At 72.1% G+C, this 21,083-nt stretch carries 16 protein-coding genes, 3 tRNA genes and 1 pseudogene; 9 read left to right on the top strand and 11 right to left on the bottom strand.

Annotation, left to right across the window (positions count from 1 at the left end; genetic code table 11):
• Nucleotides 1-78: 78 nt before the first annotated feature.
• Nucleotides 79-771 carry a vancomycin high temperature exclusion protein gene (locus tag ACFW48_RS01295; protein ID WP_386309275.1) on the bottom strand — a complete coding sequence of 231 codons (693 nt, stop codon included), beginning with the start codon at nucleotides 769-771 and terminating at the stop codon, nucleotides 79-81.
• Nucleotides 772-937: 166 nt separating this feature from the next.
• Here ACFW48_RS01295 and ACFW48_RS01290 point away from each other — a divergent pair, with 166 nt between their 5' ends.
• The 5 genes and pseudogenes from ACFW48_RS01290 (at nucleotide 938) to ACFW48_RS01270 (ending at nucleotide 8,141) form a co-directional block, all read left to right on the top strand.
• Nucleotides 938-1,798: a sirohydrochlorin chelatase gene (locus tag ACFW48_RS01290; RefSeq protein WP_386309274.1), complete on the top strand. Its 861-nt coding sequence runs from the start codon at nucleotides 938-940 to the stop codon at nucleotides 1,796-1,798.
• A gap of 39 nt (nucleotides 1,799-1,837) precedes the next feature.
• A complete protein-coding gene (locus ACFW48_RS01285) occupies nucleotides 1,838-3,112 on the top strand; it encodes a deoxyguanosinetriphosphate triphosphohydrolase (RefSeq protein WP_386309272.1) in 1,275 nt (424 codons plus the stop codon).
• Nucleotides 3,113-3,256: 144 nt separating this feature from the next.
• Nucleotides 3,257-4,522, top strand: a complete 1,266-nt coding sequence (locus tag ACFW48_RS01280; protein ID WP_386309271.1) for an NAD(P)/FAD-dependent oxidoreductase — start codon at nucleotides 3,257-3,259, stop codon at nucleotides 4,520-4,522.
• 70 nt (nucleotides 4,523-4,592) lie between these two features.
• Complete coding sequence (gene dnaG / locus ACFW48_RS01275) at nucleotides 4,593-6,527, top strand: DNA primase (protein ID WP_386309269.1); 1,935 nt, start codon at nucleotides 4,593-4,595, stop codon at nucleotides 6,525-6,527.
• 295 nt (nucleotides 6,528-6,822) lie between these two features.
• Nucleotides 6,823-8,141, top strand: a pseudogene (locus ACFW48_RS01270) (RNA polymerase sigma factor).
• 6 nt (nucleotides 8,142-8,147) lie between these two features.
• Here the strand turns inward: ACFW48_RS01270 and ACFW48_RS01265 are convergent.
• The 4 genes from ACFW48_RS01265 to ACFW48_RS01250 form a co-directional block, all read right to left on the bottom strand.
• Nucleotides 8,148-10,076 (bottom strand): ABC transporter ATP-binding protein, encoded by a 1,929-nt coding sequence (locus tag ACFW48_RS01265; RefSeq protein ID WP_386309267.1) that lies wholly within the window; start codon nucleotides 10,074-10,076, stop codon nucleotides 8,148-8,150.
• Nucleotides 10,076-11,809, bottom strand: a complete 1,734-nt coding sequence (locus ACFW48_RS01260) for an ABC transporter ATP-binding protein (protein WP_386309266.1) — start codon at nucleotides 11,807-11,809, stop codon at nucleotides 10,076-10,078. The genes ACFW48_RS01265 and ACFW48_RS01260 overlap by 1 nt, the downstream gene beginning before the upstream one ends.
• A 139-nt stretch (nucleotides 11,810-11,948) precedes the next feature.
• Nucleotides 11,949-13,403 carry an FGGY-family carbohydrate kinase gene (locus ACFW48_RS01255; RefSeq protein ID WP_386309265.1) on the bottom strand — a complete coding sequence of 485 codons (1,455 nt, stop codon included), beginning with the start codon at nucleotides 13,401-13,403 and terminating at the stop codon, nucleotides 11,949-11,951.
• A 73-nt stretch (nucleotides 13,404-13,476) separates the two neighbouring features.
• The gene (locus ACFW48_RS01250) at nucleotides 13,477-13,782 is read right to left on the bottom strand and encodes a YtxH domain-containing protein (RefSeq protein ID WP_121746894.1); all 306 of its coding nucleotides are present in this window, start codon (nucleotides 13,780-13,782) and stop codon (nucleotides 13,477-13,479) included.
• Between the two features lie 148 nt (nucleotides 13,783-13,930).
• On the opposite strand from ACFW48_RS01250, the gene ACFW48_RS01245 reads away from it, so the two are divergent.
• From ACFW48_RS01245 to ACFW48_RS01235, 3 genes are all read left to right on the top strand, one after another.
• A tRNA-Asn gene (locus ACFW48_RS01245) sits at nucleotides 13,931-14,003 on the top strand.
• Between the two features lie 5 nt (nucleotides 14,004-14,008).
• A tRNA-Asn gene (locus ACFW48_RS01240) sits at nucleotides 14,009-14,081 on the top strand.
• 177 nt (nucleotides 14,082-14,258) lie between these two features.
• A tRNA-Ile gene (locus ACFW48_RS01235) sits at nucleotides 14,259-14,332 on the top strand.
• A gap of 96 nt (nucleotides 14,333-14,428) precedes the next feature.
• On the opposite strand, the gene ACFW48_RS01230 is transcribed toward ACFW48_RS01235, so the two are convergent.
• Both ACFW48_RS01230 and ACFW48_RS01225 read right to left on the bottom strand, forming a co-directional pair.
• The gene (locus ACFW48_RS01230; RefSeq protein WP_386309264.1) at nucleotides 14,429-14,881 is read right to left on the bottom strand and encodes a hypothetical protein; all 453 of its coding nucleotides are present in this window, start codon (nucleotides 14,879-14,881) and stop codon (nucleotides 14,429-14,431) included.
• An 84-nt stretch (nucleotides 14,882-14,965) separates the two neighbouring features.
• Complete coding sequence (locus ACFW48_RS01225) at nucleotides 14,966-15,796, bottom strand: hypothetical protein (RefSeq protein WP_386309263.1); 831 nt, start codon at nucleotides 15,794-15,796, stop codon at nucleotides 14,966-14,968.
• A 273-nt stretch (nucleotides 15,797-16,069) separates the two neighbouring features.
• Between ACFW48_RS01225 and ACFW48_RS01220 the strand changes: the two genes are divergently transcribed.
• Nucleotides 16,070-17,143 carry a helix-turn-helix domain-containing protein gene (locus ACFW48_RS01220; protein WP_386309261.1) on the top strand — a complete coding sequence of 358 codons (1,074 nt, stop codon included), beginning with the start codon at nucleotides 16,070-16,072 and terminating at the stop codon, nucleotides 17,141-17,143.
• A 54-nt stretch (nucleotides 17,144-17,197) separates the two neighbouring features.
• Here the strand turns inward: ACFW48_RS01220 and ACFW48_RS01215 are convergent, their stop codons facing one another.
• From ACFW48_RS01215 to ACFW48_RS01200, 4 genes are all read right to left on the bottom strand, one after another.
• The gene (locus tag ACFW48_RS01215; RefSeq protein WP_386309259.1) at nucleotides 17,198-17,347 is read right to left on the bottom strand and encodes a hypothetical protein; all 150 of its coding nucleotides are present in this window, start codon (nucleotides 17,345-17,347) and stop codon (nucleotides 17,198-17,200) included.
• A 65-nt stretch (nucleotides 17,348-17,412) separates the two neighbouring features.
• A complete protein-coding gene (locus ACFW48_RS01210; RefSeq protein ID WP_386309257.1) occupies nucleotides 17,413-18,108 on the bottom strand; it encodes an ANTAR domain-containing protein in 696 nt (231 codons plus the stop codon).
• Between the two features lie 235 nt (nucleotides 18,109-18,343).
• Nucleotides 18,344-19,780, bottom strand: a complete 1,437-nt coding sequence (locus tag ACFW48_RS01205) for a GAF domain-containing sensor histidine kinase (RefSeq protein ID WP_386309256.1) — start codon at nucleotides 19,778-19,780, stop codon at nucleotides 18,344-18,346.
• 197 nt (nucleotides 19,781-19,977) lie between these two features.
• Entirely contained in the window at nucleotides 19,978-21,027 is a 1,050-nt protein-coding gene (locus ACFW48_RS01200) for a rod shape-determining protein (protein ID WP_386309254.1), read from the bottom strand.
• Nucleotides 21,028-21,083: the final 56 nt, after the last annotated feature.

Genomic DNA, 21,083 nt, shown 5'->3' with positions numbered 1-21,083 from the left:
TACGCGACCGGGCGGCGGTTTGTTACGCCGCCGGGACGGTGACCTCCCCGGAGCCCTCCGGCCGCGGTGAGGGGCGCGTCACCGCCCACCGGCCAGGTCCAGGGCTCGCGCCACCCCCGGCTCCCGCGGCCCGAGGAACGTGGGATCCGGCTCGAAGACCGCGTCCAGCGCCGCCTTCCCCGCCGCGAGGATCTCCCGCCCGCCCCCGTAGTACCAGGTCACGTCGTGCACGTCGTCGACCCCGACGCCGTACGAGGCCACCCCCGCCTCCTGGCACAGCGCCACCGCGCGCCGGATGTGGAAGCCCTGACTGATCAGGACCGCCCGGTCCACGCCGAAGACCTTCTTCGCGCGGACGCAGGAGTCCCAGGTGTCGAAACCGGCGTGGTCGCTGACGATCCGCCCGTCGGGCACCCCGTGCCGGACCAGGTACGCGCGCATGGCGTCCGGCTCGTCGTACTCCTCGCGGCTGTTGTCACCGGTGACGAGGACCACCTCGACCCGGCCCGCGCGGTACAGCTCGGCCGCCGCGTCCAGGCGGTGCGCGAGGTACGGCGACGGCTCGCCCTCCCACAGCCCGGCGCCGAAGACGACGGCGACCTCGGTGCGGGGCACGTCGGCCGTGGTGCGCAGCCGGTCGCCGGTCACCAGGTGCAGCCACGTCGCCGGCAGCAGCCCCAGCACGCACCCGGCCATCACCGCCTGGACCAGCCGCCGCCGCCCCTTGCGGGTGTGCGGCAGGCGCGGTCTGCGAGGTCTCCAGCGGCGCATCGGTGTCGGTCCCCTCCCCGATCGTCTCCTGACCCCAGGGACGTCCGGGCGCGCCGTCCGGTTCGCCGGCCGCTCACACGCGGTGCCCGGCGCCGTGTGAACCGCCGGAAAATCCCTGTGACCTCCGCGCAACGGGGAGGCAACGTCCGGCAGCCACCCTCGATGCATGACACTGATGGGCAGGATCAGGATGACGAGCACGGCGGCACCCGGCGGCACCCCCGCCCTGGTCGTCGTCGCCCACGGCAGCCGCGACCCGCGCGCGCTGAGCACCGTACGCGCCCTCCTCGGCCGGGTCCGCGCCCTGCGCCCCGGCCTGCCGGTGCACCTCGGGCACATCGAGCTGAACGAGCCCCTGCTCCCCGACACGCTCGCCGCCCTCGGTGACGGGGAAGCCGTCCTGGTCCCGCTCCTGCTCAGCCGCGGCTACCACGTCAAACGGGACATCCCCGAGATGGCCGCGGCGTCCCCGGCCCACACCCGCGTGTCCGCCCCCCTCGGTCCGCACCCGCTCCTCCTGGACGCCCTCCACGACCGCCTCCTGGAGGGCGGCTGGCCCGTCCACGCGGGGCCGGACCACGCGGTCGTCCTCGCCTCCGCGGGCTCCCGCGACCCGGACTCCAGGACCGACACGGCCCGCACGGCCACCCTCCTGTCCGCCCGCCTCGGCGTCCCGGTCCTCCCGGCGTACGCCTCGGCAGCGGCTCCCACGGTCCCGGAGGCGGTACGCGCGCTGGAGGCCCGGGGCTACCGCAACGTCGCCATCGCCTCATACTTCACGGCCCCGGGCCGCTTCGCGACGGAGTGCGCGGCGCAGGCACCATGGATCGCGTCGGCCCCACTGGGCACCCACCCGGCGATGGCCCGCCTGCTCCTGCACCGCTACGACCAGGCATGGGTGACCAACGGCGAGACCAACGCACCTGAAGGGGCGCGGGACGCATCGACCTGCGGCTCCGCCGCGTGGGCGCGACCAGCCACGCCGTACGCCGTACTCGCCCGACAACAGAACCCGGCACACGCATAGGCGACCCAACTGTCACACCTTCCGCTTAATGTTCATGGCATGGAAGGCACAGGCACCGCACCCCCCTACGACCCGACGTCAGTCGCCCGCTACGCCCCGGAACCGGACAAACGCCCCGGCCGCACCGCCTTCCAACGCGACCGCGCCCGCATCCTGCACTCCTCGGCCCTGCGCCGCCTCGCCGGCAAGACGCAGGTCGTCGCGCCGGGGGAGCGCAACCCCGTCTGGGACGCCAGCCCCCGCACCCGCCTCACGCACTCCCTGGAATGCGCCCAGGTCGGCCGCGAACTCGGCGCCGCCCTCGGCTGCGACCCGGACCTCGTCGAGGCCGCCTGCCTCTCCCACGACCTGGGCCACCCGCCCTTCGGTCACAACGGCGAAGAGGCACTGAACGCCTTCGCCGAGGACTGCGGCGGCTTCGAGGGCAACGCCCAGTCCCTCCGTCTCCTCACCCGCATCGAGCCCAAGCGCTTCACCGAGGACGGCTCCGTCGGCCTCAACCTCACCCGCGCCACCCTCGACGCCGCCACCAAGTACCCCTGGCCCCGAGGCGCCCACCCCACCGACCCCGCCTCGCCCAAGTTCGGCGTGTACGACGACGACCGGCCCGTCTTCGAGTGGCTCCGCAAGGACGCCCCCGGCGCCCGCACCTGCTTCGAGGCCCAGGTCATGGACTGGGCCGACGACGTGGCGTACTCCGTGCACGACGTCGAGGACGGCCTGCACGCCGGTCACATCGACCCGAACTGCCTGCTCGCCGACCCCGAGCGCGAGGCGGTCTTCGAGGTCGCCGTCGGCCGCTACGTCCCGGCCGGCACCGACCACGCCGAACTCGCCGCCGCCCTCGACCGCCTCCTCGCCCAGGACTGGTGGCCGCACGGCTACGACGGCTCGGCCGTCGCCCAGGCCAGGCTCAAGGACGCCGCCAGCCAGCTCATCGGCCGCTTCTGCCTCGCCGCGGAGGCCGCCACCCGGGCCGCGTACGGCGGCGGCCGGCTCACCCGGTACACGGCGGAACTGGTGGTCCCCCGGGAGACCCGCACGGAGTGCGCCGTCCTCAAGGCGGTCGCCGTCCGCTACGTCATGCAGCGCACCGAGCAGGAGCGGCTCCGCGCCGACCAGCGCGTCGTCGTCGCCGAACTGGCCGAGGCGCTCACCGCCCGCGCCCCCGACGGCCTCGACCCCCAGTTCCGCGCCCTGTTCGACCGGGCCGCCGACGACCGCGCCCGCAAACGGGTGATCGTCGACCAGATCGCCTCCCTCACCGATGCCTCGGCCCGCTCGCTTCACGCCCGCCTGACGGGGCATCCATGAGACTGACGGGACAGGTGTGACCCGACAGGCACTCAGGCCCCCGTGGTACGGGCCTCCTGGCCTGATCGGGTCACTCCCTCTTCCCGCACCACGCCACGTGCGGGACGCTCGCATGTGGCGGCACCCTGACGAGGAGGCAAACAAGTGGTCGACGCGGATCAGACATTCGTCATCGTCGGAGGCGGCCTGGCGGGCGCGAAGGCGGCCGAGACACTCCGCACGGAGGGTTTCACCGGCCGGGTGATCCTCGTCTGCGACGAGCGCGACCACCCCTACGAGCGCCCGCCGCTGTCCAAGGGCTACCTCCTCGGCAAGGAGGAGCGCGACAGCGTCTTCGTGCACGAGCCCGCCTGGTACGCGCAGCACGACATCGAGCTGCACCTCGGCCAGACCGTCGTCGCGATCGACCGCGCCGCCAAGACCGTCCACTACGGCGACGACGGCACCCACGTCAAGTACGACAAGCTGCTCATCGCGACCGGCGCCGAACCGCGCCGCCTCGACGTCCCCGGCACCGGCCTCGCCGGCGTCCACCACCTGCGCCGCCTCGCCCACGCCGAGCGCCTCAAGGGCGTCCTCGCCTCCCTCGGCCGGGACAACGGCCACCTCGTGATCGCCGGCGCCGGCTGGATCGGCCTGGAGGTCGCGGCGGCGGCCCGCGAGTACGGGGCGGAGGTCACCGTCGTCGAGCCGGGACCGACCCCGCTGCACGGTGTCCTCGGCCCCGAGCTGGGCGCCGTCTTCGCCGAGCTGCACGAGGCGCACGGCGTCCGCTTCCGATTCGGCGTGAAGCTGACCGAGATCATCGGCCAGGACGGCATGGTCCTCGCCGCCCGCACCGACGACGGCGAGGAGCACCCCGCGCACGACGTGCTCGCCGCGATCGGCGCCGCCCCGCGCACCGCGCTGGCCCAGGCCGCGGGCCTGGAGATCGCCGACCGCGCCCACGGCGGCGGCATCGTCGTCGACGCGGACCTGCGCACCTCCGACCCCGACATCCACGCGGCCGGGGACGTCGCCTCCTTCCACCACGCCCTCTTCGACACCCGCCTGCGCGTGGAGCACTGGGCCAACGCCCTCAACGGCGGCCCGGCGGCCGCCCGCGCGATGCTCGGCAGGGGCCTCGCCCACGACCGCGTGCCCTACTTCTTCACCGACCAGTACGACCTGGGCATGGAGTACTCCGGCTGGGCGCCCGCGGGGTCGTACGACCAGGTGGTGATCCGCGGGGACGCGGCGAAGCGCGAGTTCATCGCCTTCTGGGTGAAGGAGGGCGTCGTGCTGGCCGGGATGAACGTGAACGTGTGGGACGTCACGGAGCCGATCCAGCAGCTGATCCGCTCGAAGACCCGGGTGGACACGGAGGCGCTCGCGAACCCGCACGTATCGCTCGAAAGCCTCGTCGCATAGCCGTCAGCCCCCCGCCGGCCCCGGTTCCGCCGGGCCCGAGCATGTCGGTGCCGCCCCGTAGACTTCAGGCGTGGCTGGACGGATCAACGACGAGGACGTGAAGGCGGTACGGGACGCGGTCCCGATCGACGCCGTGGTGTCCGAGTACCTCCAGCTGAGGAACGCGGGCGGCGGCAACCTGAAGGGACTCTGCCCCTTCCACGACGAGAAGTCCCCGTCCTTCCAGGTCAGCCCGAGCAAGGGGTTCTTCCACTGCTTCGGCTGCCAGGAGGGCGGCGACACCATCACGTTCGTGATGAAGATCGACCACCTCACCTTCTCGGAGGCGGTCGAGCGCCTGGCCGGCCAGGCCGGCATCACCCTGCGCTACGAGGAGGGCGGGTACAACCCCACCCACCAGCGCGGCGAACGCATCCGCCTGGTCGAGGCCCACAAGATCGCGGCCCAGTGGTACGCGGAGCAGCTGGCAACCAGCCCCGAGGCCGACACGGGCCGCGCCTTCCTCGCGGACCGCGGCTTCGACCAGGCCGCCGCCCAGCACTTCTCCGTCGGCTACAGCCCCCAGGGCTGGGACCACCTCACCCGCTTCCTGCGCGGCAAGGGCTTCAGCGACAAGGAGCTGGTCCTCTCCGGCCTCTCCCAGGAGGGCCGCCGCGGCCCCATCGACCGCTTCCGCGGCCGCCTGATGTGGCCCATCCGCGACATCGGCGGCGACGTCGTCGGCTTCGGCGCCCGCAAGCTCTACGAGGCGGACAACGGCCCGAAGTACCTGAACACCCCGGACACCGCGATCTACCGGAAGTCCCAGGTCCTGTACGGCATCGACCTGGCGAAGAAGGACATCGCGAAGGCGTCCCGCGCCGTGGTCGTCGAGGGCTACACGGACGTCATGGCCTGCCACCTCGCCGGTGTCACCACCGCCATCGCGACCTGCGGCACGGCTTTCGGCGGTGACCACATCAAGATCCTCCGCCGCCTCCTGATGGACAACGGCTCCGCCCGCGTGATCTTCACCTTCGACGGCGACGCGGCCGGCCAGAAGGCGGCCCTGCGCGCCTTCGAGGACGACCAGAAGTTCGCCGCCGAGACGTACATCGCCATCGCCCCCGACGGCATGGACCCCTGCGACCTGCGTCTGGCCAAGGGCGACGACGCGGTCGCCGACCTGGTCGAGCCGCGCACCCCGCTCTTCGAGTTCGCGCTCCGCCAGATCGTGAGCCGTTACGACCTGGACACCCCGGCCGGCCGCGCGTCGGCCCTGGACGAGGCCGCCCCGGTCGTCGCCCGCATCAAGAACAGCGGCGCCCAGCACGAGGTCGCCGTGCAGCTAGCCGGCATGCTCGGCATCCTCGACACGCAGTTCGTGGTCAAGCGGATCGCCCAGCTGGCCCGCTGGGCCCGCGACCGCGGCGGCAAGGGCCCCGCCCCCGACCGGCAGCAGCGCGGCAGCGGCGGCGCCCCGCAGCAGTACGCCGGCCCCGCCGGCCCGGGCCCCCGCGGCGGCCCGGCGCTCAACCTCCGCAACCCCGTCTTCGCCACCGAACGCGAGCTGCTCAAGCTCGCCCTCCAGCGCCCGGAGCTGGTCTCCCCGGCCTTCGACGCGTACGGCGTCGACGAGTTCACCGCCCCGCCCTACGCCGCCGTACGCGAGGCGATCATGGAGGCGGGCGGCGCCGAGTTCGGCGTCCACGACCCGCAGGACTACCTGGTCCGCGTCCGCGAGGCCGCCCCCGACGACGCCGTCCGCGCCATGGTCACCGAACTCGCGGTCGAGGCGATCATGCTGCACCGCGGCGTGAAGGACGTCGACGAGGTCTACGCGGGTGCCCAGCTGGTCACCGTCCGCCGCCGGGCCGTCGAGCGCCGCATCCGCGACATCACGGGCCGCCTCACCCGCCTCACCGGCCACGGTGACCCCGCCGAACTGGCCGCCGTGCAGAACGAGCTGTGGGTCCTCCAGCAGTACGACCAGACCCTGCGCGTACAGGGCGCCGCCGCCCTCTAGGGCCTGTCTGACAATTCCCGCCTGCCTCGCGACGCCATGCACGCACTCTCGCCGCACCGGGCGCAGAGCCAAGTACATCCAGTACGAGGCTCTACGCCCGGCACTCCCCCAGCCTCCGGCCGGGGGGACCCCCAGAGCACGCACCTGACGCCGCGAGGCCGCCCTTCGGGCGACGACGCGAATTGTCAGACAGGCCCTAGGACCGACCGCGGGTAACCGCGCGGTCACGCCCGGACGCAAAAAGTCACCGCACGCCCCTCGTGGCGGCGATGTGTCGTACCCCACACTGGGGGCGGTGCCTGAGTCCTCGGAGCGCGGCCGATCCGTCCCGGCGGGTCGCTGATTCCCGCGGTCCCGTTCACGCGTACGGGGCGGACAGCGGCGAACGAGCCGGCTCCGCCCCCGAAGTACCGCCGCCGGCCCCCGTCGGCCGCGTCCATCCTGGAGGTCGCCCCCGTGCAGACCCAGACCCTCACCCAGACCGACACCAGTACCGACGGCGCGGAGCCGGACGCGGAGAGCGGCGTCCTCGTCGCGATGCCCCCGCGGCACCGCGCCGTGCACCACCCCGAGAACCGGCCGGAGGAGCCGCCCGCGGCGGACGACGCCCTCGAAGCGGCCGAGCACCCCGCCGGCCCCGCCGCCCCCGCCGACGCCCCCGAGCCGGCCGAACCGCCGCCGCCCACCCGCACGGAGACCGGCGGGCCCTCCTCCGACCTGTTCCGGCAGTACCTGCGGGAGATCGGCCGGATCCCGCTGCTCACCGCGGCCGAGGAGGTCGACCTCGCCCGGCGCGTGGAGGCCGGGCTGTTCGCCGAGGAGAAGCTGCGGCTCGCCGTCGACCTGGACAGCCGGCTCGCCCTGGACCTCGACCGGCTCGTCGTCATGGGCCGTCTGGCCAAGCGCCGCCTGATCGAGGCGAACCTGCGGCTCGTGGTGTCGGTGGCGAAGCGGTACGTCGGGCGCGGGCTGACCATGCTGGACCTGGTCCAGGAGGGGAACCTGGGGCTGATCCGGGCCGTGGAGAAGTTCGACTACGCACGCGGCTACAAGTTCTCCACCTACGCCACCTGGTGGATCCGCCAGGCCATGTCCCGCGCGCTGGCCGACCAGGCGCGCACCATCCGCGTCCCCGTCCACGTCGTGGAGCTGATCAACCGGGTCGTCCGCGTCCAGCGGCGCATGCTCCAGGAACGCGGCTACGAGCCGACCGCGCAGGAGGTCGCCGCCCACCTGGACCTGGCCCCCGAGCGGGTCGGGGAGGTGCTGCGCCTCGCCCAGGAGCCGGTCTCCCTGCACGCCCCCGTCGGCGAGGAGGACGACGTCGCCCTCGGCGACCTGATAGAGGACGGCGACGCCACCAGCCCCGTCGAGTCGGCCGCGTTCCTGCTGCTGCGCGAGCACCTGGAGGCGGTGCTCTCCACCCTCGGCGAACGCGAGCGCAAGGTCGTCCAGCTCCGCTACGGCCTGGACGACGGCCGCCCCCGCACGCTGGAGGAGATCGGCCGCATCTTCGGCGTGACCCGCGAGCGGATCCGCCAGATCGAGTCCAAGACCCTCAACAAGCTCCGCGACCACGCGTTCGCGGACCAGCTGAGGGGCTACCTGGACTGAGACCCCCTACTCCACCTCCGCCACCGCCTGCGCGAACTGCGCCTTGTACAAGCGCGCGTACGCCCCGTCCGCCGCGAGCAGCTCCGCGTGCGCGCCCTGCTCGACGATGGACCCGTTCTCCATCACGAGGATCGTGTCAGCGTCCCGGATCGTCGACAGCCGGTGCGCGATCACGAACGACGTCCGCCCGTGCGCCAGCTTGGCCATCGCCTTCTGGATGAGCACCTCGGTACGGGTGTCCACGGACGACGTGGCCTCGTCGAGGACCAGGATCACCGGGTCGGACAGGAACGCCCGCGCGATGGTGATGAGCTGCTTCTCACCGGCGCTCACCCCCGTGCCCTCGTCGTCGATCACGGTGTCGTAGCCGTCGGGCAGCGTCCGCACGAACCGGTCGGCGTGCGCGGCCCGCGCGGCCTCCTCGATCTCCCCGCGGGTGACCTTCCGCGACGCCCCGTACGCGATGTTCTCCGCGATGGTGCCGCCGAACAGCCAGGTGTCCTGGAGCACCATGCCGATGCCGGCCCGCAGCTCGTCCCTGGACATCTTCGCGATGTCCACGCCGTCCAGGGTGATCCGCCCGCCGGAGACCTCGTAGAACCGCATCAGCAGATTGACGAGGGTGGTCTTCCCGGCACCCGTCGGCCCGACGATGGCGACCGTGTGGCCCGGCTCCACCTTCAGCGACAGATCCTCGATCAGCGGCTTCTCCGGGTCGTAGCGGAACGACACGTGCTCCAGCTCCACCTGCCCGCGCAGGTCCTCGGACCGGGCGCCCGGGATCGGGTCCGCCGACTGCTCCTCGGCGTCCAGCAGCTCGAAGATCCGCTCCGCCGACGCGACACCCGACTGCACCAGGTTCGCCATCGACGCGACCTGCGTCAGCGGCATCGAGAACTGCCGGGAGTACTGGATGAAGGCCTGCACGTCACCGATGGAGAGCGAGCCCGAGGCGACCCGCAGGCCGCCCACCACCGCGACGAGCACGTAGTTCAGGTTGGACACGAACATCATCAGCGGCTGCATGATCCCGCTGTTGAACTGCGCCTTGAACCCGGCCTCGTACAGCGCGTCGTTCTCCTCGGCGAACTGCTTCGCCGACTCCTCCTGGCGCCCGAACACCTTCACGAGGGCGTGTCCGGTGTACATCTCCTCGATGTGCGCGTTCAGCCGTCCCGTCGAGCGCCACTGCTGCACGAACTGCGGCTGCGACCGCTTGCCCACGCGCGTGGCCACCACGTACGACAGCGGCACGGTCACCAGCGCGACCAGCGCCAGGATCCAGGAGACGTAGAACATCATCGCCAGCACGCCGATGATGGTCAGCAGCGAGTTGATCAGCTGGCCCATGGACTGCTGCAGCGTCTGCTGGATGTTGTCGATGTCGTTCGTCGCCCGGCTCAGCACCTCGCCGCGCTGCCGCTTGTCGAAGTACGACAGCGGCAGCCGCGACAGCTTCGTCTGCACGTCCTCCCGCATCCGGAACATGGTCCGGTTGACCGCGCGGTTCACCAGCCGCGTGGCCACCGCCATCAGCAACCCGGCGACGGCGAACACCGCCAGCGCGAGCAGCAGCACCTCACCCACGGCACCGAAGTCGATGCCCTGGCCCGGAGTGAAGTCCGTGCTGCGGAGCATGTCGGCGACATTGCCGTCGCCGCGCTCGCGCATGGAGTCCAGGACCTGTTCCTTCGTGGCCCCGGACGGCATGCCCCGCCCGACGATGCCCGCGAAGACCAGGTCGGTGGCCCTGCCGAGGATCTTCGGCCCGATCACGCTGAGGCCGACGCTGACGACCAGGCACGCCAGCAGCGTGCAGAGGACCACCCGCTCCGGCCGGAACCGGGCGACGAGCCGCTTGCCCGACCCCTTGAAGTCCATCGAACGCTGGTCGGGGCCGCCCCCGGCCATCATGCGCCCCGCGGGCCCGGCCATCAGGCGGCCTCCGCTTCCGTCAGCTGGGAGAGCACGATCTCCCGGTAGGTCTCGTTGTCCGCCATCAGCTCCTGGTGCCGGCCCACGCCGACCACCCGCCCCTCGTCCAGCACGATGATCCGGTCCGCGTCCCGGATGGTCGCCACCCGCTGCGCCACGATCACCACGGTCGCCTCGGCGGTCTCCCGGCCCAGCTCCGCACGGAGCGCGGCGTCGGTGGCGTAGTCGAGGGCGGAGAAGGAGTCGTCGAAGAGGTAGATCTCCGGGCGCTGGACCAGCGTCCGGGCGATGGCGAGACGCTGCCGCTGGCCACCCGACACGTTCGTGCCGCCCTGCGAGACCGGTGCGTCGAGCCCGCCCTCCAGCCGCTCCACGAACTCCCTGGCCTGCGCGACCCCCAGCGCGTGCCACAACTCCTCGTCCGTGGCCTCCGGATTGCCGTAGCGCAGGTTGGTGGCGACCGTGCCCGCGAAGAGGTACGGCTTCTGCGGCACCAGCCCCACGACCCTGGCCAGTACCTTCGGATCGACGGTCCGCACGTCCACCCCGTCGACCAGCACCTCGCCGTCCGTGGCGTCGAACAGCCGGGGGACCAGCCCGAGCAGCGTGGACTTGCCGCTGCCGGTGGAGCCGATGACGGCGGTCGTCTCGCCCGGCCGTGCCACCAGGTCGATGTGCCGGAGCACCGGCTCCTCGGCACCGGGGTAGCGGAAGCCGGCACCCCGGACCTCCAGATGCCCGTGCCGGCGCAGCTCGGTGACCGGCGCCACCGGCGGCACCACACTGCTCTCGGTCCCCAGGACCTCCTGGACGCGCTCGGCGCACACCTCCGCGCGCGGCACCATCATGAACATGAAGGTGGCCATCATCACGGACATGACGATCTGCATGAGGTAGGCGAGGAACGCGGTCAGATCGCCGATCTGCATCTCGCCGCTCGCGATCCGGTGGGCGCCGAACCACACCACCGCGACCGACGACACGTTCACCACCGTCATGACCACGGGGAACATCAGCGCGAGCAGGTTGCCGGAGCCCAGCGCCACCTCGGTCAGATCCGCGTTGGCCTTCCGGAAGCGCTGCTGCTCGTACTCGTCCCGCACGAAGGCGCGGATGACCCGGTTGCCGGTGATCTGCTCGCGCAGCACCCGGTTCACCGTGTCCAGCCGCTCCTGCATGGCCCGGAACAGCGGCCGCAGCCGCCGCACGATCAGGGTCACGCAGATCGCCAGCACCGGCACCACCGCGACGAGCACCCCGGACAGCGGCACGTCCAAACCGAGCGCCATCACGATGCCGCCGACGCACATGATGGGCGCCGACACCATCAGCGTGAACGTCATCAGGGCCAGCATCTGCACCTGCTGCACGTCGTTCGTCGTCCGGGTGATCAGCGAGGGAGCCCCGAAGTCGCCGACCTCGCGCGCCGAGAAGGACTGCACCCGGTCGAAGACCGCGCCCCGCACGTCCCGGCCGACCGCGGCCGCGGTCCGCGCGCCGTAGTAGACGGCACCGATGTTGCACACGACCTGGGCCAGCGAGATGCCGATCATCAGGGCGCCGTAGCTCAGGATGTAGCCGGAGTCCCCCTTCACGACACCGTTGTCGATGATGTCCGCGTTCAGGGTCGGCAGGTAGAGGGAGGCGCAGGTCTGCAGGAACTGCAGCGCCACCAGCAGGGCGATGGGTTTGTGATAGGGCCTGAGATAGGTCCGCAGGAGTCGTATGAGCACGCTGGGTCTCTCGGAGTCGGCGACAGGGGCGGTTGGTTGCCCCTGGCCCCTATCGTCGAACACTCCACCCGCGTTACCTCAACCGATTAACCCAACAGCGCGCTACTTCCGGCCTTACGGGCGGTACGGGGCCCGCTCGTCACGTGCGCAGCGCGCCCGGATGCGTCTGCTCCCGCACCGACACGAACTGCTGGCGCACCGCCTGCCCCACCGCCAGCTCCTCGCCCGGCTCCAGCACCTGCGCGACCGCGCCCTGCCAGACGGGGGGAGTGCGCGGGTCCAGCGTGCCCTGGGACACGCCCAGCGCCCAGGCCGCCTGCCGGGCGGAGCCGATCGCCGCGTAGTCCGCCGGCTGCGGCACGACGACCTGCGTGCCGAACAGCGCGGGCGCCGCCGCCTGCACGGCAGGCAGCTCGGCCGCCGCGCCCAGCAGGAAGACCCGCCGCACGTCCACGCCCCGGCCGCGCAGCACGTCGAGGGCGTCGGCGAGGCCGCACAGCATGCCCTCGAACGCGGCCCGAGCCAGATGCTCCGGCTTCATCGACTCGCGCCGCAGGCCGGCGAGCGTACCGGCGGTGTGCGGCAGGTTCGGGGTGCGCTCGCCCTCCAGGTAGGGCAGCAGCACCAGCCCGTGCGAGCCCGGCGTCGACTTCATCGCCAGCTCGGACAGGCTCTCCAGGTCCGGCACGCCGAGCAGCTCGGCGGCGCCCCGCAGGGTCCGTACGGCGTTCAGGGTGGTGACGACCGGCAGGTGCATGCCGGTGGCGTCCGCCAGGGCGGTGATCATGCCGGACTGGTCGACGAGCGGCTCGGTGTGCACGGCCATGACGGACCCGGAAGCGCCCAGCGACACCACCGCGTCGCCCAGCCCGATCCCCAGCCCGAAGGCGGCGGCCTGCGTCTCGCCGGTCCCGGCGGAGATCAGCAGGCCCTCCGGCGTCGTTCCGGCCGCGTCGGCCGGGCCGATCACCTCCGGCAGCATCACCTGGTGCCCGAGCGCCATCTCGACCAGATCGGGCCGGTAGCCGCTGCTCGCCGCCGACCAGTAACCGGTCCCGGACGCCCCGCCCCGGTCGGTGGTCCTCCGGGCCGGCCGTCCGAGCAACTGCCACACCAGCCAGTCGTGGGCCTGGAGCAGCACGGCGGTCCGTGCGGCGGCCTCGGGTTCGGTCCGGGCCAGCCAGCGCAGCTTGGTCACCGGCTGCGCGGCCTGCGGCACCGAGCCCACGGCATGCGCCCAGGCCTCACGTCCGCCGAGCGCGTCGATCAGGTCGGCCGCGGCCACCTGGGAGCGCTTGTCGCCGCCCACCATCGCCGGGCGCACGGTGTTGCCCTGCGAGTCCAGCGGCACGACCGAGTTCGCCTGCGCGGACACGCCGATGGCCTGCACGCCCTCCAGCAGGCCGCCGCCGGCGGCCTCCCCGAGGGACAGCAGCCAGGCCTGCGGATCGACGTCCGCGGGACGGCCCCCGCCTTCGGGGCTCTCCACCGGATGCGGCGCGTAGCCCTGCCGCAGCACGGCACCCGTGTCCGAATCGCAGACGACGATACGAGTGAAATCGGGCGAACTGTCCAACCCGGCGACTATCCCCATGCCCGAAATTCTGCCGCACCGCGAGCGGTGTCCGTACCCGGTGGGGGCACGGGACCCGGCGGAGGCACCCGTCTCAGGTGTTGCTGGTGCCCCAGTCGTCCGCGCCGCTGCCGTTCGTGTTGCGTTCGCGCAGGGAGCGGACCCGCTGGGCCACCGAGTCGGGCATCCGGTCCCCGACCTTGTCGCTCACCGCGGTGTACGCCTTGTCGGCGAAGTGCCTGCCCTGCTGGGCCGCCGACTCGGCGGTGTTGCGTACGGCGGGGTTCTGCGCGACCTGACGGGCGGACTTCCGCAACTGCTCGTACCGCTCCCGACCGGCCTTCGTGCCCAGCACGTATCCCACCGCGAGTCCGACGACGAACGTGAGCCGGTATCGCATGGCGGCCACCCTTCCCTTGCCCTAGGTCCCCGGTGCCGGGGAGTACCGATTGGCGGAGCACCCCCCTGCTTGCGCTAATGTATGTGTCGCAGCGAGCGCGCGCCCCCTGGCGGATACCCAGGAGGACGCGTTCGATGCAACGAGTCAATCCTCGGTAGCTCAATTGGCAGAGCAGCCGGCTGTTAACCGGCAGGTTACTGGTTCGAGTCCAGTCCGAGGAGCTCGGTCCTCCGTAGCTCAATTGGCAGAGCAGCCGGCTGTTAACCGGCAGGTTACTGGTTCGAGTCCAGTCGGGGGAGCACGGTGAACGAGGACCCCGCAGGGGGTCCTTTTTCATGTCCGGGAACCGCGCGGCACGCTGCGGAGTCCTCAAGGTCATGAAGGCGTCGCGGTAGCCGACCATCCGAGGCAGGAGATCGTATGAGCGGCTATGCTGCGGCAGACGGCGCGCACACTTGTACGCGACACGCCGCTATGGGGCGGTAGCTCAGCCGGTTAGAGCAGCGGACTCATAATCCGCCGGCCGTGGGTTCGAGTCCCACCCGCCCCACTCCAGCCTCTTGGCGCAGGAACGTTCAGGTAGACGCGTGCGGGGACGCCACCGGACCGGTGGCGTCCCCCCACGGGGTGGGTGTCGTCGCCGAGGTCAGACAGCCCACTTGCTGCAGGTGCCGGCGCTCACCCAGCGGTGCGAACTGATGGCGTTGCTGACCCGGTAGCCGCTGGTGAAGTAGTCGTTGGTGAGGTCGGAGGCGTAGCCCTCGTTGCGGGACAGGCAGATGTGGCCGCCGCTCCACTGCGTTCCGGTTCCGTTGAAGAACTGGACTTCGTAGTTGTTGCCCTTGTTGAGAATGGACGTCGCCTTGTTGGTGTCTCCGCCCTGGAAGCTCCCGCCGCTGTCACCCCAGTTGGAGTCGTTGCCCGCGGCCTTGCCGAGGTATCCGTCGCAGAAGGCGTAGTTGTAGGCGTACATGTAGCCGGAGTCCGCGCCCGAATAGTTGTCGGAGCAGGTCGCGGCTGCGTGCGCGGTGGAGATGGGGAGGGCGGTTCCCAGAGCGGCCATGGCCATGACGGTCAGGGCGGCGGGCAGTTTCCTCACGGATGAGACTCCTTGGCTGTCGGTCGATCGGTACATTCCGTGGCCGGCACGCCACGGAAATCTGGGGCGGGACATGTGTCGGGCTCAGAGCTTTCCGGCCCGTGCGAGGGCGGACACCCTCATCCGCTGGTAAGTGGTGAATTCTTTCGAGTAGTCGCGCAGGGTTCGTTCGAGATACTCCTTCTCAAGCGCACGCGCGATCTTTCCGAGGGATGTCTTCCGGGCGCATTCGGCCTCGGTCACGGCCAGCGCGGTTTCGGCTTTCCGGGCTTGTGCCTCGCTCATCCCCTTGACCAGGCCGGCCCGCTGCCGGCGGATCTCGTCGGGGCTTTCGAAGGGTCTGCCCGCATCCTTCATGCAGTGCGACCACGCCGTCACGGCGGTGACCAGGCGCTCGTCCCGAAGGATCCGCGGAACGTACAGGGGCGTCAGCGACGTCACGGTCTTCCTGGCGCGGAACCAGGTCGGATAGTCGCCGTAGAGCTGCCCCCTCGCTTCCGCGTAGCAGCCTGTGCGCGGGGTGCGGACCGAGCCGCCGGTCGGCAGTTCGACGGCGAGGGTGTCATCGAAGTCCCCGTCGAGCGCCCGGGAGTATCGGATGCGTTCCTTCTCGGGGAGCGCGTTGGCGTAGGTGATGTTGGGGTGGCTGCGGCGTGCCTTCTCGGCCGCGATGTCGAACGACCGGCCGTAGCCGTACCGGCGGGCCCAATCGACGTCGTCCACGACGTACCCGCCGGCTTTGCGTTCCGCGACGCCCGCCATCGGGCCCGGCCAATAGCGGAAGCCTTGGCGCTGCATGCACCGTCGGACGAGTTCCTCCTCCGCGCGGTCGATTTCGACTTCCTCCGCGGCGGTCAGATTCCTGACGGGAGAACCCGGCTCGGCGGCAGCCTTTTCCTGGTGCGGCCGCTCCATGTCCGTCGGCCTTCCGCTCTCGGTTTCGCAGCCCGCGGTCAGGCACAGGGCGAGAGCGACCGAAAGCAGAACGCTATTCTTCCCCCGCACCCGGTGCCTCCTCTTGAATGGCTCCGCTTCGTTTCAGGAGACTAGAGGGTGCCGAGGAGGCCGGACTTTGTTGTGCGCGCACGGATCTTTGTCAGTTGTGCGGTCGGCCACCGGTCACGGTCCGTGCCTTGTGCGGCGGGTGTCGCAAGCCGCATCCTGATATCCGTGAGGGAGGGGTGGCTTGTGGGGGGAACAGATCACCGCGTCGTCGCGTCAGCCCGGGGGCGGGCGAGGCCCGGAGCCGGCCAGGGTGCGACGCTCGACACTTCGGTTGTGGCACCGCGGGAACGTGAGGACACGATCCGGCACGCCCTGTGGAAGTCCTTCTCCCGGGTCGACATCGATCACCACGCCCCCCAGGAGGCCATCGGGGCCCGTATGGGACTCGGCACCGTAGGGCCCATGAAGGTCTGCTCCGCCCAGGGGACCCCGGTGTCCTTGCGCCGTACCGAGCGGCTGGCCCGGGAGGACGCCGAGCCGTCGGTGTTCCTCGGTCTTCAGGTGGCGGGGACCAACCTGGTGGGACAGTACGATCGCCAGTGCCTGGTCGGGCCGGGGAGCCTCGTGGTCTTCGAATCGACCGCTCCGTACACGCTGCGCTTCGAGAAGGCCTTCGACTACCTCTCCCTGCGCATCCCGCGCGAGGCGCTCGCGCTCCCGGAGCGGGTGCTGCGCGATGTCGCGGCCATCACCCTCGGCCCGGGCAATCCCACCGCGCGCCTCGCCTTCACGTACTTCTCCCACCTGGCCGTCAGCGAGGAGTTGCGCGGCGGGGCGTACGCCGAAGCGATCATCGGACCCAGTGTGGAACTTCTCCGGGCCGTCGTGACCTCCCAGTTCGGCGGTGCCGACCCCGGCCGGGCGGCGGTGTCGGAGGTGCCGCTGAGCCTGCGCATCACCCAGTACATCCGTGAGCACCTGGCTGACCCGGCCCTGTCGGCCCCGCGCATCGCCGCCGCGCACGGCATCTCGGTCCGCCATCTCTACACCGTGCTGTCACGGTCGGGCATCAGCCTCGGAGACTGGATCCGCACGCATCGCCTGGCCGAGTGCAGGCGGGAGCTGGCCGGCCCGAGCGGCCGGGTGCGGACCATCGCGGGTATCGGCCGTACCTGGGGTTTCGTGGACGCGACCCACTTCAGCAAGGCGTTCAAGCAGGCCTACGGCATCTCGCCGCGGGACTGGCGGGAGCAGCACCACCCCACCCCTTCGCGCGGGAGAGCCGCACGGACCGCCGCGCGGGCGGACGTGCCCTGAGCCGCCGAAGCGCCGTTAGGGCGGTCACCGCCTTCCGGCCGAGGCGTCTGCGGGTCACCGGCGCTCCGCGCCGTCCACCGGGTCCGCTTCGTCGTCGTCGCGCTCCCCCTCCGCCTGGGAGGGAGTGGTGTGCGGCGGGTCGGGGGCGTCGGTCCGCTCGTCGTCGCGTTCGCCTTCCGCCTGGGACGGGGTCTGTTCGCTCATCGTGGTGCCTCCTCCTGCCGGGCGGGCTCCTGGGCCGGGTACCCGTCCGTGGCCGGCGGCACCACTCAGCGTCCGAGTCGGCCCAGTGCCGTCCGCAGGGCCGTGCGCACCTCGGTCGGCGGGGGCGGGCCGTCGCTCTCCGCGCTGGCGGTGACCGCCGCGGCGACCGTGCGCAGCTTGGTGTTGGAGAGCTGGGAGGCCTCCCGCAGGATGTGCCACGCCTCTTCCGACGTGCAGGCGTGCAACGCCATGAGCACGCCCCGCGCCTGGTCGATGACCGGGCGGGAGGCGATCGCCTGGCGCAGCTGGTCCACCTCCTCCTGGAGGACGTGCAGCCGCTCGGCGGGGCCCGTGGGGGCGGTGGAGGGCCCGGGTTCCGGTTCCGGTTCCGGTTCCGGCTCCGGACGGTGGGCGGTGGCTCGCAGCGGGTCGGTGGTGTCCAGGCCGGCCAGCTCCAGGATCCGCAGCGGCTGGCCGTGCCAGTTCGTCGCCGTCACCGGCACCGCCTGCCGGTGGCTGTAGCCGCCCAGCAGGTCCAGGAACTGCAGCCCGGCCGTGTCCATGAACACCACGTCGCCCATGTCCAGGTCGACGCGGTCGACATCGGCCGGCAGCGCGGCCAGGGCCTCGGCCAGGATGTCCGCGCACCCGTGGACGAGTTCTCCGCGCGGGACCAGCAGTGCCCGGCCGGCGTCCACCTGGCCGTCGATGACCAGGGCGGCCGGGCTCCCCGCCAGACGTGGTGGTGCCGCTGGGGTCATGTCACCGCCTTGTCCGTCCTCGCTTCTTCCCTGACAGACGTTCGCCAACGTCACACAGCCCCCGTCGCCGTCGGACCGACCGGGAAACCGGTTCCCCGTCCGCAGCGGTCCGGCGGCGCTGTCGGTGCACCTGCCCGCCGGACGGCGGACTACACCCGGGCGCGGGGAATGACCGGTCCATGGATGGGTAAAGGTGCTGCCCGCCGACTCCGGCCCGGTTCCCTCTCCCGCACGCTCACACCGGCGACCGCCAGGTGACCGTCGTCCCCCCGCCGTCGCCCCCGCCGGTCTCCCCGTCGTCGCTGACCGTCAGCCTTACTCCGTCCCCGCCGCCCGGCGAAGCGGCGGTCGCGTCGACGGCGACCTCGACACGGGAGACGCCCGGCCGTCCGGCCGCGTCGGTCAGGGCGTCGCGCAGGGCGGTGAGCAGGCGGTCCGCGACCCGGTCCGGTACGCGGGTGTCGACGGCGCCCGTGAAGCGCGTGGACGGCGGGAAGCCGAGCAGGGCGGCGGCGGACGCCGTCTCGCGCAGCACCCGGCCGCGCAGTCCGGCCGGCGGGTCGGCCGGGGGCTGCTGCAGCGCGAAGATCGTCGTACGGACCTCCTGGACCGTGGACCGCAGTTCGTCCACCGCCCGGCCGAGGATGTCGCGGACGTCTTCGGCGCCGGGGCGGCGCTGCGTGGACTCCAGCATCAGACCGGTGGCGAAGAGCCGCTGCACCACCAGATCGTGCAGGTCCCGGGCGATGCGGTCGCGGTCCTCGTAGACCGCGAGGCGCTCCCGGCCGCGTCGGGCGTCGGCGAGGACGAGGGCGAGCGCGGCCTGCGAGGCGAACTGCGTGGCGAGCAGCCGTTCGACGGCCGTGTACGGGCGGTCGCCGCGGCGGCGGGGGAGGGCGAGGGTGCCGATCAGCCGGCCGCTCGCCTCCAGGGGCAGCATCATGCTCGGCCCGAACCGGTGCCGGACGTGCGTCGTCATGCGCGGATCGGTCGCCGAGTCCGCGACGAACACCGGTTCGCCGCTCAGGAGGTGCTCCAGGACGGGGCTGCCCGGCGCGATGGCCGCGCCGACGATGCCGTCCGGGTCGTCGGGCGTCGAGGCGGTCACGATCTCCATGCCGCCCTCGGCGGTCGGCTGCAGGATCACGCCCGCACTGGCGCCGGCGAGGAGCCGGGCCCGTTCGGCGACCGTCGTCAGCGCGTCGTCGGCGCTGTCCTCGGTGAGCAGCGCCGTGGTGACGGCCGCCGCGCCCTCGAGCCAGCGTTCGCGCTGCCGGGCCGTCTCGTACAGCCGGGCGTTGCCGATCGCGATGCCGGCCTGCGCGGCGAGGACCCGCAGCAGTTGCTCGTCGGCGGCGGTGAACGGGCCGCCGCCGGGCCGCCGGACGAGACACAGCTCGCCGAACTCCTCGTCGCGCTCACCGTCGCGCACGTGGATCGGCACCCGCAGCCGGGGCGCCGACTCCGGTACGCCGTCCCGGCCCGGGGTGCGGATCTCGGCGAGGCCGTCCCGGCCGGGGTCGGCGGTGGTCAGGGCCGCCGAGACGGCACCGGTCAGTTCGGCGGCGCCGTCCACGATGTGCCGCAGGGTGCTGCGGAGATCGAGGTCGGTGCCGACGCCCAGGACGGCTTCGAGGAGGCGGGTCAGTCGGGGCGCGGGCTGGGCGGTCATTCCGTCCGGCTTCCTCGGGTTCTTCGGTCTCCGCGGCTTCCGGGCTTCCCGGCTTCCGGGCTCCCGGGCTCCCGGGCTTCCGGGCTTCCGGGCTTCCGGGCTTCCGGGCTTCCGGGCTTCCGGGCTTCCGGGCTTCCGGGCTTCCGGGCTTCCCGGCTTCCCGGCTTCCGGGCTCCCCCGGTCCGCTCGCCGGTGGATCAGTCGGACGAGGCCGGGTTCAGGGCCAGCGGCTCGACCCGGCCCTCCAGCATGGTGCCGAGGCCCTGGACCGCGCACACGTCGGGCCGCTCCGCGATGTGCACCGGCATGCCCGTGGCGTGACGCAGCATCTGGTCGAAGCCGGGCAGCAGCGCGCTCCCGCCGACCATCATGATCCCGCGGTCGGCGAGGTCCGCGACCAGGTCCGGCGGGCAGTCCCGCAGCACCTTGCCGATCCCGTCGAGCACGGCCGTCAGCGGCGTCTGGATGGCGTTGCGCACGGTGGCGGTGTCGACCCGCACACTGCGCGCGAGCCCCGTCGCCACGTCCCGTCCGTGGATCTCGGTGGTCGTCGGTCCCTGCGGGGTGAGGCCGTTGCCGGACAGGGCGAGTTGCAGCGGGCGTACGGACTGGCTGGGCAGCACCAGTTCGTGCTGGTGGCGCAGGAGCTGCACGATCGCGTGGTCCACGGCCTCGCCGCCGACCGGGATGCGTTCGGCGGTCACGATCGAGCCGAGGGAGAGCACCGCGACCTGGGTGGCGTGCGCCCCGCACACCATGATCATGGTCGCCTCGGGCTGCTCCACGGGCAGTCCGCAGCCGACCGCCGCGGCGATCAGCGTGTCGACGAGTTCCACGCGGCGCGCGCCGAGCCCGACCAGCGTCTCGATCGCCGCCCGCTGGGCCAGCGGATCGGCGTCGTGCGGGGTGCAGGCGGCGGCGCGCAGCCGGGGCTTGCGGCGCAGAGCGCGACGGATCTTGTCGCCGAGCAGGTGCCGCAGCATGCGCTGGGCCATCTCGATGTCGACGACCGTACCGCCGGACACCGGCCGGACGACGCGGATGTAGGCGGGGGTGCGGCCGGTCATCTTCTCCGCGAAATCACCGACCGCGATGAGCGCACCCGTGCGGGTGTTGACCGCGGCGGCGGACGGCTGGTCGACGACGAGCCCGGCACCCTTGACGTACACGCGGGTCCGCGCCGCACCCAGATCGACGGCGAAGTGGCAGCGGCGCAGCTGCTCCAGACTGGCGGTACTGGCGGTCATGGCAGATCCTCCCGAGAGCGCGGACCGTGCGGGGCCGCCCGGTGGCCGGCCTCCTA

The sequence above is a fragment of the Streptomyces sp. NPDC058812 genome (assembly GCF_042744565.1).
In the GTDB taxonomy this organism is placed as follows: domain Bacteria; phylum Actinomycetota; class Actinomycetes; order Streptomycetales; family Streptomycetaceae; genus Streptomyces; species Streptomyces thinghirensis.
The sequence above is the reverse complement of the archived record's forward strand: the minus strand, read 5'-3'. Positions and strand labels throughout refer to the sequence as shown.